Source organism: Pseudomonas cuatrocienegasensis, from assembly GCF_900110925.1.
GTDB classification, from domain to species: domain Bacteria; phylum Pseudomonadota; class Gammaproteobacteria; order Pseudomonadales; family Pseudomonadaceae; genus Aquipseudomonas; species Aquipseudomonas cuatrocienegasensis.
On record NZ_FOFP01000004.1, the window covers coordinates 255,998 to 269,853 of the forward strand.

Below are 13,856 nucleotides of genomic sequence, written 5' to 3' on the forward strand. Positions count from 1 at the left end.
TCGCGAATAAATTCGCTCCTACAAAAACTGTAGCCTGGGTAGAGTGCAGCGACACCCGGGGCATTTCTGCCAGGTATCGCTGGGCTCGTCGGGTTTAACCAAAGCCCCGTGAGCGAAGGGGGCGCCTAGCCTTTATTCGCGATGGGCCAGGTACGCGCGCCAGCCGCCGAAGTGGCTGATGTCGACAGCGCCCTGCAGGCCGTAGGGTTCGCAGATAAAGCCGGTTTCCCAGGCGCCGCTGGCCAGTTGCACCTTGCCCAGGCCGAGCGGGGCCGGGATGCCGGCGAGGAATGAACCCAGCTCGCTGCTCGGCAATTCCCAGACTTCCACCTCGATGGCCACGCCGCCTTCGCTGACGCGCAGCATGCCTGGGCGCGCGGGCGGGCCGCCGGCCAGTGCGTAGAGCTGATAATCAGGCGAGCTGTGGGTGGCTTCGAGCAGGCGTGCGCCGCGTTTGCGCAGTTGCCAGTTGAGTGGCAGGCCGTCGAGGTGCGCGCCGCAGACCACCACGCGGGTCAGGTCGTGGCGGGCGACGCTGCCGGCCACGGGCTGCTCCGCCGGTTGGCCACCGGCCAGGGGCCGGGCGTAGCGGCATTGCAGGGCGTCGGCCAGGCTCAGCAGGTATTGGTCGGTGAACGCCCGGCCGAACAGGGTCACGCCCCAGGGCAAGCCGTTGGCCATAAAGCCGGCGGGCACGGCGACGGCGGCGTAGTCGAGCATGTTCATAAAGTTGGTGTAGTAGCCCAGGTCGGAGTTGCGCTTGACCGGCTCGGCCTGCAACTCGGCCAGGGTGACCGGGCGCGGGTAGGCGGGGGTGAGCACGCAGTCGAGGCCATCGAGCAGGCGGTCGCAGAGCGCCTTCAATTCCTGCAGGCGGTATTGGGCGCGGAACAACTGCACGGCGGTGGTGCCCGGCGCTTTTTCCAGCACGGCCTTGATCACCGGCAGCACTGCATCGGGTTGCTGCTCGATCAGCTCGCCGGCCACGCTGTAACGCTCGGCCACCCAGGGGCCTTCATAGAGCAGGCGCGCGGCTTCGAGAAAGGGCGTGAAGTCGACCTCTACGGCTTCGCCACCCATGGCCTTGAGTTGTTCGATGCTGCGGGCGAACAGCGCCGGGCTCTCGCTGCAGCCGAGAAACTCCAGTTGGCTGGGCACGCCGAAGCGAAAGCCCGACCGCACGCTGCCAAATGCCGAGGCGTCGTTCCACAGCGGGTTGGCGCGGCTGTAGGCGTCCCGTGGGTCGAGTGTGGCGGTCAGGGCGAGCAGTTGGCTGGCCTCGCGGGCGCTGGCGGTGAAGAAGGTCACGCAGTCCAGGGTGCGACAGGCGGATACGACGCCGGCCGTGGAGAGCAGGCCCTTGGTGGCTTTGAGGCCGACCAGGTTGTTCAGCGCTGCCGGCACGCGGCCTGAGCCTGCGGTGTCGGTGCCGAGGGCGAAGCTGGCGACGCCGAGCGCCACGGCCAGGGACGAGCCGGCGCTGGAGCCGCCAGACGGATAGTCCGGGTGCACCGAGTTGCGGCAGGCGCCGTAGGGCGAGCGGGTGCCGTTGAGGCCGGTGGCGAACTGGTCGAGGTTGGCCTTGCCCAGCGGCACGGCGCCCAGGCGGATCAGTTGTTCGACCAGGGTGGCACTTTGTGTGGGCGTGTAGGCAAAGGCCGGGCAGGCGGCGGTGGTGGGGATGCCGGCCAGGTCGATGTTGTCCTTGATGGCGAAGGGCACGCCAAACAGCGGCAGCTCGGCGGGCGACTTGCCGTCCAGGGCGGCGAGGTAGGGCTCCAGCTCTGCTTCGGTGAGCAGGTGGATAAACAGGTTGAATTCCGGGTTGAGCGCTGCGGCCTTGTCGCGCAGGGCGGCGATCAGTTGGCGCGGGCTCAGGTTGCCGTTGCTGTAGGCGGTTTTCAGTGCGCCGAGGCGCAGGTCGAATGTGTGGGGCATGTCAGGTTTCCTTGTGGGTTTCGCTCTGCCTGGGCATTGGCTGGGTGGCGCCGCGTGTTAGCCGCGATAGCGCCTATGGCTTGTCGCGGCTAAAGCCCCTCCCACGCCGTGGTTTATTCGGGCTGTGGCTCTTGCAACACCACCACCCGCTGGCCGGCGCGCACTGGCGAGCCGGGCTGCACGAGGACCTCGCTTATCACCCCGTCGCGTGGGGCGGTGAGGGGGATTTCCATCTTCATCGACTCCAGAATCACCAGCACATCGCCCGCCTGGACCCGGTCACCGACGCTCACCTGCACCTGCCAGAGGTTGCCAGCGATATGGCTGTCGATGCCGTGCTGGCCGGTGCTGAGCGGGGCGTCTTCGCCGACCTCGGCAAGCACCTCCTCGCTGTCGAAGTGCGCCTGGCCGGACTCGATCCAGCGCTGGCGCTCGGCGTCGAAGGCGCCGCGTTGCTGGCTGCGGAACGCGGCAATGCCGTCGGCCTCTTGCTCAAGGAAGTGCTGGTAGTCAGCCAGGGCCAGTTCGCTGTGCTCGATGCGCAGCGGGTAGCGGCCCAGGGGGAAGTCGCGGCGGATGCGCAGCAACTCGTCGGCCGAGACCGGGTAGAAGCGGATCTGGTCGAAGAAGCGCAGCAGCCAGGGTTTGCCGTCATAGGCGGCGACTTCGCGGTAGCGGTTCCACATCTGCAGGGTGCGGCCGACGAACTGGTAGCCGCCGGGGCCTTCCATGCCGTACACGCACATATAGGCGCCGCCGATGCCCACGGAATTCTCGGCGGTCCAGGTGCGTGCCGGGTTGTACTTGGTGGTGACCAGGCGGTGGCGCGGGTCCAGCGGCGTGGCCACCGGCGCGCCGAGGTAGACGTCGCCCAGGCCCATCACCAGGTAGCTGGCGTCGAACACGGTGCGGTAGACCTCGTCGAGGTTGGGCAGGTCGTTGATGCGGCGGATAAATTCCAGGTTGCTCGGGCACCAGGGCGCGTCCTTGCGCACCGTGGTCATGTATTTGTCGATGGCCAACTGGCAGGCCGGGTCGTCCCAGGACAGTGGCAGGTGGACAATGCGCGAGGGCACGCGCAGGTCTTGCGCGGCGCACACGGCGTCCCACTCGCCGACGATGATCGCCAGGAGGTTGGCCAGGGACAGGGTTTCCGGCTGGTAATGCACCTGCAGCGAGCGGATGCCGGGGGTGAGGTCGATCACCCCGTCCAGCGCCTTGGCCTCCAGCGCCTGCATCAGCGCGTGGCCACGGAAGCGCAGCACCAGGTCCAGCTCCGGTGCGCCGATTTCCAGCAGCAGGTGGGTGTCGCCGGACAGGCGCGCGACCAGGCGTTTATCGGCCTCGCCGATATCGAGGACGATGGGGGAGGTCAACGCCGTCATGGGGGCTGTGGGAGGGGCTTCAGCCGCGACAGAAGCGACATCATTTTCGCGGCTAAAGCCCCTCCCACGAAGATCTGCGTACTCGAAGTCGTTGGCCTTGGCCAATTGCCGTGCGACTTCGATGCTGACCGGCGCAAAGCGCACCTTGTCGCCGGCTTTGAGCTGGCCGAGCTGCCACAGGTCCGCCTCGATGATGGTCACCGGGCAGACGAAGCCGCCGAGGCTCGGGCCGTCCGGGCCGAGGATCACCGGCATGTCACCGGTGAAGTCCACGGCGCCGATGGCGTAGGGGTTGTCATGGATGTTGGAGGGGTGCAGACCGGCTTCGCCGCCGCTGTCGCGTACCCACTCCGGCTTGGGGCCGATCAGGCGCACGCCGGTACGGCTGGAGTTGAAGTGCACTTCCCAGGCGGTGGCGAAGAAGGTGGCGATATAGCCTTCGGTGAAGTATTCCGGCGCGCCGTGGGGGCCGTAGATCACGCGGATTTCGCGCACGGCCGGCAGGGCATCGCAAAGCTCGGCGGGCAGTTGTGCGCCGGCCGTGGCGTCGTTGAGCGCTGGCAGGTGCAGCACGTCGCCGGCACGCAGGGCACGGCCAGCGTGGCCGCCAAACTGGCCGAGGGTAAAGGTGCTTTTGCTGCCCAGATAATCCGGCACCTGGACGCCGCCGCGCAGGCTCAGGTAGCTGCGTGCGCCGGCGCCGGCAATGGTGCCGAAACTCAGAGTGCTGCCGGCGGTGATCAGCAGCGCGGTGTTCATCGACTGGGCGATGCCGTCGAGGCTCAGCGGTATTTCGGCGCCGGTAACCGCGATGACCGCGTCGGTGTTGAAGCGCAGGGTCGGGCCGCTCATGGTGATTTCCAGGCCAGCGGAGCCTTCGGGGTTGCCGAGCAGGCGGTTGCCCAAGCGCAGCGCGCGGCTGTCCATCGGCCCCGACGGCGGCACGCCCACGGCCCAGTAACCGATGCGACCGGGGACGTCTTGCACGGTGGTCTGGGTGCCGCCGCTGAGCACCTCGAAGGTGTTGGCGCGGTACACCAGGCCGTCCAGGCAACGGGTCCAGGGCTGGCCTGTGGCAAAAGGCGCGTCGGCGAGAATCTGCCGCAGGTAGTCGCGGTTGCATTCCACGCCGTACAGCACCGAGTCGGCCAGGGCCTGGCTCAGGGCGGCGCTGGCTTTTTCACGGCTGGGCGCCCAGGTGATGACTTTGGCGATCATCGGGTCGAAGTAGGGCGGGATTTCGCAGCCGGCCTCGACCCAGGTGTCGATGCGCAGGTGGTGTCCATCGGCGGGCGGAAACTGCACGGCGGTGAGCAGACCAGGGCTGGGCTGAAAATCCCGGCCCGGATCTTCGGCGTACAGCCGTGCCTGGATCGCGTGGCCGCTTGGCGACAGGTTGCGTGCCAGTTCGCTCAGTGGCGGCAGGTCGCCGGCGGCCAGTTCGACCATCCAGCGCACCAGGTCGACGCCCCAGACTTGTTCGGTAACGCCATGCTCGACCTGCAGGCGGGTGTTCACTTCAAGAAAGTAGAAGCGCTCGGCCTCGCTGTCGTAGACAAACTCGACCGTGCCAGCGCTGCGGTAGCTGACCGCCTTGGCCAGCTTGATCGCGGCCGCGCACAGCTCATCGGCCATGCCGGCTGGCAGGTTCGGTGCGGGGGTTTCTTCCAGCACTTTCTGGTTACGCCGCTGCACCGAGCAGTCGCGCACGCCGAGGGCGATAACTTCGCCCTGGCCGTCGCCGAACACCTGCACTTCCAAGTGGCGGGCGCGCTGGATGTACTTTTCGATAAATACGCCGCTGTCGCTGAAGTTGTTCTGCCCCAGGCGCTTGACCGCCTCGAAGGCGTCGCTCAGCTCGGTGGCGCTGTTGCACACGCGCATGCCGATGCCACCGCCACCGGCGGTACTTTTCAGCATCACCGGGTAACCGACCTGCTCGCCGGCGATCAGTGCGGCATCGAGGTCTGCCAGCAACTCGGTGCCTTCAAGCATCGGCACGCCATGCTGCTTGGCCAGGGCGCGGGCGGTGTGTTTGAGGCCGAACACGCGCAACTGTTCAGGCGTCGGGCCGACGAAGGCGATACCCGCGGCCTCGCAGGCTTCGGCGAAGGCGGCGTTTTCGGAGAGGAAGCCGTAGCCGGGGTGGATGGCCTGGGCGCCGCTGCGTTTGGCGACGTCGAGAATCTTTTCGACCGCGAGGTAAGTGCCGGCCGCCGGGCCTTCGCCCAGGCTGTAGGCCTCATCGGCCTGTTGCAGGTGCAGGCTGGCGAGGTCGGCTTCGGAGTACACGGCCACGCCGCCCACCTGCAATTCACGCAGGGTGCGCAGGATGCGGCAGGCAATGGCGCCACGGTTGGCGATCAGCAGTTTGGTGAACATTCGAGGTGTCCTCGAAAGGGGCGGGCCGTCCCGCGGTATTGGGTCTGCACCCCGGTCGTCCGGGGTGGGAAATCATCTGTAGTTGCTATTCGTAGGGTGGAAAACCGCGAAGCGTTTTCCACGGGGTGGTCATCCACCGTTCAGCCGTCAAGATCCGGTGGATGTAAAAAGCGACATCCACCCTACGGTCTTCAATCCCACACCAACACCTCGGCCGGGGTCGGGTTGTAGCCGTTGCAGGGGTTGTTGAGCTGTGGACAGTTGGAGATCAGCACGATGATGTCCATGTGCGCGACCAGTTCGACGTACTTGCCGGCGGCGGAGATGCCGTCCTCGAAGGTCAGGCCACCTTCGGGGGTGACTGGCACGTTCATAAAGAAGTTGATGTTGGCGCTGATGTCGGCCTTGTTCAGGCGGCCGTCGTGCAGGCTGGCACGTAAGAAGTTGTCGCGGCAGCTGTGCATGTAGCGCTTGTCGAGGGCGTAGCGCACGGTGTTGCTTTCCTGGGCGCAGGCACCGCCCAGGGTGTCGTGGCGGCCGCAGGTATCGGCGCTGATGGTCAGCATCGGCTGGCCGAGGTTGGAATAGAGCACGCTGCCGGTGGTCAGGTAGACGCGGTTCTGTTTGCGCAGGGTGCGTTGCACGTCATAGCGCTCGCGCGGGTTCTGCGCGCTGTAGAACAGGGTGTCGACTGCCTGGTTGCCTTCCAGGTCGAGCAGGCGCAGGGTCTGGCCGGCCTTGATTTCGGTGATAAAGGGCTCGCCGGCGCCGATGGTGGCGCGGTACACGGCCGCTTCCGGATGTTTGTCGCTGTGGGTGAGCGTCATGTTGGCGTCCTCAGATGTACAGGCGTTCGGTGTTGTGGAAGCCGCGGCCGTTCTCCGGGCGCGAGGTGCGACAGAGCACGCTGATGCCGTCGCTCTCGACCTTGCTCCAGTTCAGTTGCACCGGCTTGGGTGCATACACCGGGTTGGGGTCCATGGGGTGTTGCAGGGCGGTGAGCACCACCAGGGTGTCCATCGGCGCGTACAGCTCGATGTAGTCGCCTGCCTTGGAGTTGTCCGGCTGGAAGTGGAGGCAGCCGTCGCCATCGACCGTGACCTTGCTGAACAGATTCAGGCACATCAGCAGGTCGGCCAGGCCCAGGTTCCACTTGCCCATTTCCACCAGCAGGTTGTCCACGCCGTTGCGGAAGAAACCGTTGCGCAGCGCTTGGTAGCTGCCGCTGCCGTACTTCTCCTGCACCTCGGCGGCCGAGAGCACGCCGCCGAAGCTGTCGTGCCAGCCGCAGGTGTCGGCGGTGATGGCGGCGAGCACGCGGCCCATGTCCGAGTACAGGCAGTGGCCGGCGGTGAGCTTGGCGGTGTGCTGGCCTTTGAGCGAGTCCGGCAGGTTCAGCCGTTCGCTTTTCTCAGCGGCATTGAGCAGCAGCAGGCTGACGTTGGCGCCGCCTTCGAGGTCGGTGATGCGCAGCAGTTGGCCGCGTTTGAGGACGAAGGAGGTATGCCCGCCGCCGGGGACGGTTTCGTCGTACAGGCTGGGGCGCAGGGTGAGCGAGGCTGTCATGGTGGCTCCTTAGACGGCGGGTTGCAGGCCGGCGGTGATGTGCGCCGGCAGTGCGTCGACGGCGGCGCGCGTGGCGCGGCGGTCGCTGTTCAAGGGGATGTCGTAGGTGATGCGCGCACCGAAGGCATTCGGGGCGTGGGGGTCGATACGGGTCTTGTCGAACACCAGCAGGCGGGTGCCGAGGCTGAAGCCTTCGCTGAGGTCATGGGTGACCATAAATACGGTCAGACGGGTCTCGTTCCACAGCTCCAGCAGCAGGCCGTGCATGTCCTTGCGGATGCCGGGGTCGAGCGCGCCGAAGGGTTCGTCGAGCAGCAGCACGCGCGGCTTCATGATCAGCGCCTGGGCAATCGCCAGGCGTTGCTGCATGCCGCCGGAGAGCTGGGTTGGGTACTTGTCCAGGGCATGGCCGAGGCCGACCTTGGTGAGCATCTGCGCGGCCTGTTCGCGGGCCTCGCGCTTGGCGCTGCCGAGCAGCCGGCCGAGCAGCGGCGAACGCGGCAGTTCCAGGCCGATGGCGACGTTGTCCAGCACCGTCAGGTGGGGGAACACCGAGTAGCGCTGGAACACCACGCCACGGCTGGCATCCGGTTCGCCGGCCAGGGGTTGCCCAGCCAGCAGAATCTGCCCACGGCTGGCGCGCTCCTGGCCGAGCAGCAGGCGCAGAAAGGTCGACTTGCCGCAACCGGAGGCACCGACCAGGGTGCAGAACTCGCCTTCGGCGATGTTCAGATTCAGGCGCTCTAAAACAACTTGGTCGCCGTATTCCTGCCAGACATTTTTGACCTGAATAAAACTCATGCCTTGGCTCCTTCATACCAGGGGAAGCACAGGCGGGTCAGCTGGCGCAGGCCCAGGTCCATCAGCCAGGCGAGCAGGGTGATCCACAGCACGTAGGGCAGGATCACATCCATGGCCATATAGCGACGTACCAGGAAGATCCGGTAGCCCAGGCCGTCGGTGCTGGCGATGGCTTCGGCGGCGATCAGGAACAGCCAGGCTGAGCCGAGCACCAAGCGCAGGGCGATCAGCAGGCGCGGCAGGATCTGCGGCAGCACCACGCGCAGGATCAGGGTCCAGGTGCTGGCGCCGAGGGTTTGCGCCTTGATCAGCAATTCCGGCGGGATTTCCCGGGCACGCTGTTCCAGGTCGCGGGCCAGCACCGGGGTGATGCCGATAACGATCAGCATCACCTTGGACAATTCGCCGAGGCCAAAGACGATAAACAGGATCGGCAGAATCGCCAGCGGCGGGACCATCGACAACACCGTGAGCAAGGGCGACAGCGGCGCACTGAACAGCGGCAGGGTGCCGGCGGCGATGCCCAGGCACAGGCCCACGGCTGCCGCGATGCCCAGGCCCATGGCCAGGCGTTTGAGGCTGGCAGCGGTGTCTTCCCAGAACAGGTAGTTACCGCTGCGCTTGTCTTCGGTGAAGGCCAGACGATCGACCGCAGCGGCCATCTGACTGGCGCTGGGTAGCAGCTTGTCGTTGGGGTTGTCGGCCAGGCGCTGCGCCGAGCCCACGAAGTAGGCGAACAGCAGCAGGGCGAAGGGCAGCAACACCAGCATCAGGCGGCCGCTGCGGTCCGGGTGGCGATTGATCAGGCGCATGGGGCTATCTCTTGGTGGAACAAGCGCTGTGTAGGGTGCGCCGTGCGCACCAACGGCACGCACGGGGCAGAGCGGTGCGCGCAGCGCACCCTACGCATTCAGAGTTCTCCGTCTGCCGCCATCTGCATATAGGTCGGGTCGAAGCGCAGCTTGAGGTTGCCTTTGTCGCCGGTGACCACGTCGTTGGCGAAGCTCATGCCGATGGCATCGGCACTTTGCGCGCCCTCACCGAGCAGGCCGTGGCTGAATGAAAAGGCCGCCACCTTGCTCATGGTTGCCGGCAGTTTCGGGCTCTTGGCGAAGGCCACGGCGTCCTTGGCCGAGTAGAACATCTTGGTCGCCGCCAATTGCGCTTCGTAACCGGCCAGGTCGGTGCCGGATGCTTTGGCCATGTGCTCACGGGCGGCAATCCCCGCCGGGTTGTCGGCGCTCATGGTGGCCATGATTTCGTACCAGGCGCCGGTCATCGCTTTGCCGAAAGCGGGGTTGTCCCTGAGGGTGTCGCTGTTGACCACCATCAGGTCGATGATCTCGCCGGGAATCTGGCTGGAGTCGAATACCTTGGTCACCGCGGGGGTGGCTTCGATTTCTGCCAGCAGCGGGTTCCAGGTGACCACGGAGGTGACGTCGGCGGTGGCGAAGGCCGCGACCAGGTCGGCGTCCGAAGTATTGACCACCTTGAGGTCGCGCTCGCTCAGGCCGGCTTTATCCAGACCGCGAGCCAGCAGGTAATGCGATACGGACAGCTCGACCAGGTTGACGTTCTGGCCCTTGAGGTCGCCCAGGGTTTTCTTCTCGCCCTTGACCACGATGCCGTCGTTGCCGTTGGAGAAGTCACCGATGATCAGCGCGGTGGAGTCGACGCCGCCGGCGGCCGGAATGGTCAGGGCGTCCATGTTGGTCATGCTGCAGCCGTCGAACTGACCGGCGCTGTACTGGTTGATCGATTCGACATAGTCGTTGATCTGCACCACATCGATGTCGATGCCGTACTTCTTCGCCCATTTGTCGACGATGCCTTCGGCCGCACCGTATTCCCAGGGCATCCAGCCGGCATAGATGGTCCAGCAGACGCTGAAGCTGTCTTTTTGTGCGGCCTGGGTGTTGAAGCTGAGGACGGCGGTGAGACCTGCCGCGAGAACGGAGAACAGATGGGGCTTACGCATGAGGAACCTCCAGTTCGAGAATGGGCGGGCAAGAGTTCGCGGCTGATTCCCCACCAGATGGGGCGCGTTCTCCCGGGCTTTTATCCCGCCGTGTAACCTCGAAGGAGGTCGCCAACTCTCGGACCAGTCATCCAGCGATCAGTTGATCGGTGGACCGGAACCCTAGTCAGCTATTGCAAATTGTGGTGCCGCGATCCCGCCGAGGCGGGGTATTCCTGCACATCTAGGGCTAAGCGAACATCGTGCCAGGTGTTGGCAGCGCCTAAGCGGTGCGTGTTGGCCGTGCAGTGGGGGCAATATTTTGCTGGTTATGCGCCTTGCTGGGGCTGTTCTCTGTAGGCTGCGTAATCTTGGTGCGTTTGTTCTGGGGCTTTTGGCGGCTTCGATTTCCCTGATGCGCACCGTTACACCTTGTCATCGAAAATTACGCGCAGCAGGGCACCGCCTGCCGGGCACAAGGTCATAGGTGGTGGGAGCAATCCCGGGTGCCGACATCGGTCGGCGCCGACCCAGCGGTCGAAGGAGGCCGCCATGTCCCTCAAACTGATGCTTACTGTCGCCATAGGTTTTTTACTGACCGGTTGCGCCGTCTACGGCGACAGCTACGAGTCGCGTTATCGCAGCTACGACCGGGGTTATGCGCAGGGTTACTACTACTCGCCACCGCCACAACGTATCTACCAACCTGTGTACGTGGTGCCGCGCCATGACCGCTACGATGATCGGCGCCGCTATTACGATGACCGCCGTCGATATGGTGCCCACGCCTATCGTCCAGCACCGCACCGTTATGCACCGGCACCGCACTATCAGGGCGGCAAGCGTTACGACGACCGCCGCCATCACAATGCTGGCAGGCCCGAGTATCGTCCGGAGCAGCGTCAGCGGCATGCCCGCCCGCAGGGCAATCCGCTGATTCAGAGCGCACCGCGTCAGGCCTATGATCGGCGCAGCGAAGCACGGCGCTACTGAGTAATTGAGGGCGACAGGCGCAGGCTGGATGCCGCGCCTGTGTTATGGATTGCCAGCGCTGGCTTCGCTCAGATCAGCCCAGACTCATCTTCGCCGACCAATTGATTCAAACCGCCCAGGGCGTGGCGCGCCCTGCTGCGGCCGACCAGTTTCATTTGCGCAGCTTCGGGCAAATCGGTGATGCGCACCACGCCCTTGCTGATCAGCACGGTGATCAAGTCGTCGAGTACGCGGATCATGTCCAGGTCACTCTGCTTGAGTTGTATCAGGCTCTGCTCGGCGTTCTGCTGAGTGAGCCATTCCTGGGCCGCCTGATCATCGGCTGCCAGCTCGCCGTCCATGCCCTCGAACGCCGCTGACTCGACCCGTTGCAGGTTGCCCCAGGCATCGCGTTTAACGTACAGCATCGAATACTCCTTGGCGGGTTAGGTGGCATCTTGTCTTGCATTGATGGTAGCGAGTGTAAGTGGGTTGGCTGATCCAAGGTTAATCATTGCTCGGTAAACAGTTGCTGCACCACCGAAAAGTCCTGCTTGCCCTTGCCCTGCTTGAGCAACAAGCGATACAGCTGCAAGGCCAGCGCGCCCATGGGTGTGCTGTTGCCGCTGGCCTGGGCGGTTTCCTGGGCCAGGCCCAGGTCCTTGGCCATCAGCTCGGCCATAAAGCCGCCGCTATAGCCTTTGGATGCCGGGGCGTTTTCCATGACGCCGGGCCAGGGGTTGTACTTTTCCAGCGTCCAGTTGCCGCCCGAGCTTTGCCGCATGATCTCGGCCAGCACCACTGGCTCCAGACCGTTGGCCACGCCCATGGCCATGGCTTCGGCGGTGGCGATCATTTGCACGGCCAGGACCTGGTTGTTGCACACCTTGGCCACCTGTCCCGCACCCTCAGGGCCGGCGTGAAAGATATTTCTGCCCATGGCCTCGAACAGCGGACGGGCCTTGGCCAGCACCTTGGCTGCGCCACCGACCATAAAGGTCAGGGTGCCCGCCGCGGCGCCAGCGGTACCGCCGGACACGGGTGCATCGAGCAGTTCGATACCGCGTTCTTGGGCCGCGTGATGCACGTTGCGCGCAACCTGCGGCGCGATGGTCGAGCACTCGAGCACCAAAGTGCCGGTTTTGAGCGCATTCAGCAGACCATCAGCACCGAGGTAGAGCCCTTCGACATGGCGGCTGGCGGGCAGCATGCTGATCACCACGTCAGCCTGGGCGATGGCATCGAGCGCACTGCTAGCGGGCTGCGCGCCTTCCTTGGCCAGTTCGTCGATGGCCGCGGGCAGCAGGTCGAATACTTTGAGGTGATGGCCCGCCTTGAGCAGGTTGCGCGCCATGGGCAGGCCCATATGGCCGAGGCCGATAAAAGCGATTTGGCTCATGGTTGTTGCCCTCCTCGTAAGGGTGCAGCACGTCGCCTAGGGTGGCCCGTGTAGATTGAGCGTAGCAAGTCGCCTGGGCTGAGCGCAGCGATACTCGAGAAACGATGCCCCGGGTGTCGCTTCGCTCGACCCAGGCTACCGACTTGGCTCGACTCAGCGGTGTAGGGTGGATGACGTTTCACCCATCCACCAGCTGCGGTCTTGTCGGTGGATGAAAAAGCGTCATCCACCCTACGTACTACAACCTGTTACAGGTCCGCCAGCGGATGTTCACCCTCCCATACTGGCGCGAAGTGAGCGTCGATCACCTGCTGGGGAATCTGCGCCACATCGGGCCAGTGCCAGTGTGGTGCGTGGTCTTTATCGATCAGCCGTGCACGCACGCCCTCTGGGAATTCCGGGTGGCGGCAGCAGTTCAGGCTCATGGCGTATTCCATGCGAAATACCTCGGCCAGGGACAGCTGTTTGGCACGGTTGATCTGCTCCCATACCAGGTGTCCGGTCAGTGGGCAGCCGCCGGCCAGGGTCTTGCCGGCGCGGGCCATTAGCGGCTCGCTGTCATCCTGCAGGGCGCTGATGGCGTGCCAGGCCTGGGGCAGGTCGGCCACGTCCAGCAATGCATCGATGCGCTCGCGGCGCGGCAACCATTGGGCGGCTGGTAGTTCACTGCGGGCCTGGTTTTCCAGGGCCTTGAGCAGGCTGTGCAGTTGCTGGGCACTGTGCGCCTGCCAGTTGAGTTGGGTCAGGCCGTTGAGCAGATCCTCCTGCTGGCTGTCGAGCAGCACGCGGTCGGCCAGGTTCAGGTCCAGAGCATCTGTGGCGTTGATGCTGCTGGCGGTCAGGCCGAGGAACAGGCCAAGCCTGCCTGGCAGACGGGCGAGGAACCAGCTGCCGCCGACATCCGGGTACAGGCCGATATTCACCTCGGGCATGCCCAGGCGGCTGCCGGGGGTGACGATGCGAATGCCAGCACCCTGCATCAGCCCCATGCCGCCCCCCAACACATGGCCATGGGCCCAGCAGATAAAGGGTTTCGGGTAGGTATGGATGCGGTGATCGAGGCGGTATTCATCGGCAAAGAAGCGTCGTGCCAAGGGGGGCACTGCGCCGGGATGCTCGCGGCATTGTTGCACCAGCTGCACTACGTCGCCGCCGGCGCAGAAGGCCTTGGGACCGTTGCCGCGCAGCAGCACACAGACGATGGCCGGGTTGTCTGCCCACTCACGCAGCTTGGCATCCAGCGCTTCGATCATCGGCAGTGACAGGGCGTTGAGGCTCTTTTCCGCATCCAGGCTGGCGATGCCGATGCGCAGGCCGTGCAGGCAGGGACGTTCTTCAAACTCTATATTCATGAGCAACCTTTATTGTTGTGCCTTGCAGGCGCGCCTAGCCTTTATTCGCGATTGGGGCGCTGTGGCGGGCCAATCGCGAATAAATTCGCTCCTACAGAAGCAGG

Annotated in this window: 11 protein-coding genes and 1 riboswitch; of the genes, 1 reads left to right on the forward strand and 10 read right to left on the reverse strand. The window is 64.9% G+C overall.

Annotated elements, in window-relative coordinates; translation table 11 throughout:
* Positions 1–132: 132 nt before the first annotated feature.
* The 7 genes from atzF to BMW49_RS08175 all read right to left on the reverse strand — a co-directional run bounded on the left by atzF (position 133) and on the right by BMW49_RS08175 (position 10,050).
* Positions 133–1,938 (reverse strand): allophanate hydrolase, encoded by a 1,806-nt coding sequence (atzF, locus tag BMW49_RS08145; RefSeq protein WP_069517482.1) that lies wholly within the window; start codon positions 1,936–1,938, stop codon positions 133–135.
* A gap of 113 nt (positions 1,939–2,051) precedes the next feature.
* Positions 2,052–5,705, reverse strand: a complete 3,654-nt coding sequence (gene uca, locus BMW49_RS08150; RefSeq protein ID WP_069517480.1) for an urea carboxylase — start codon at positions 5,703–5,705, stop codon at positions 2,052–2,054.
* A gap of 191 nt (positions 5,706–5,896) precedes the next feature.
* Positions 5,897–6,532: an urea amidolyase associated protein UAAP2 gene (locus BMW49_RS08155; RefSeq protein ID WP_069517478.1), complete on the reverse strand. Its 636-nt coding sequence runs from the start codon at positions 6,530–6,532 to the stop codon at positions 5,897–5,899.
* Positions 6,533–6,542: 10 nt separating this feature from the next.
* Entirely contained in the window at positions 6,543–7,271 is a 729-nt protein-coding gene (locus BMW49_RS08160; RefSeq protein ID WP_069517476.1) for an urea amidolyase associated protein UAAP1, read from the reverse strand.
* Between the two features lie 9 nt (positions 7,272–7,280).
* Complete coding sequence (locus BMW49_RS08165; protein ID WP_069517474.1) at positions 7,281–8,072, reverse strand: ABC transporter ATP-binding protein; 792 nt, start codon at positions 8,070–8,072, stop codon at positions 7,281–7,283.
* Positions 8,069–8,884: an ABC transporter permease gene (locus BMW49_RS08170; RefSeq protein WP_069517472.1), complete on the reverse strand. Its 816-nt coding sequence runs from the start codon at positions 8,882–8,884 to the stop codon at positions 8,069–8,071. The genes BMW49_RS08165 and BMW49_RS08170 overlap by 4 nt, the downstream gene beginning before the upstream one ends.
* A 98-nt stretch (positions 8,885–8,982) precedes the next feature.
* Positions 8,983–10,050: a putative urea ABC transporter substrate-binding protein gene (locus BMW49_RS08175; protein ID WP_069517470.1), complete on the reverse strand. Its 1,068-nt coding sequence runs from the start codon at positions 10,048–10,050 to the stop codon at positions 8,983–8,985.
* A gap of 67 nt (positions 10,051–10,117) precedes the next feature.
* Positions 10,118–10,227, reverse strand: a riboswitch (guanidine-I (ykkC/yxkD leader).
* A gap of 354 nt (positions 10,228–10,581) precedes the next feature.
* On the opposite strand from BMW49_RS08175, the gene BMW49_RS08180 reads away from it, so the two are divergent.
* Positions 10,582–11,022 (forward strand): hypothetical protein, encoded by a 441-nt coding sequence (locus BMW49_RS08180; protein WP_069517468.1) that lies wholly within the window; start codon positions 10,582–10,584, stop codon positions 11,020–11,022.
* A 68-nt stretch (positions 11,023–11,090) separates the two neighbouring features.
* On the opposite strand, the gene BMW49_RS08185 is transcribed toward BMW49_RS08180, so the two are convergent.
* The 3 genes from BMW49_RS08185 to BMW49_RS08195 form a co-directional block, all read right to left on the reverse strand.
* On the reverse strand, positions 11,091–11,429 hold the full coding sequence (locus tag BMW49_RS08185) for a tryptophan synthase subunit beta (protein WP_069517466.1): 339 nt from the start codon (positions 11,427–11,429) through the stop codon (positions 11,091–11,093).
* An 83-nt stretch (positions 11,430–11,512) separates the two neighbouring features.
* A complete protein-coding gene (mmsB, locus tag BMW49_RS08190; protein WP_069517464.1) occupies positions 11,513–12,400 on the reverse strand; it encodes a 3-hydroxyisobutyrate dehydrogenase in 888 nt (295 codons plus the stop codon).
* 248 nt (positions 12,401–12,648) lie between these two features.
* A complete protein-coding gene (locus BMW49_RS08195; protein ID WP_069517462.1) occupies positions 12,649–13,752 on the reverse strand; it encodes an enoyl-CoA hydratase/isomerase family protein in 1,104 nt (367 codons plus the stop codon).
* Between the last annotated feature and the right edge of the window lie 104 nt (positions 13,753–13,856).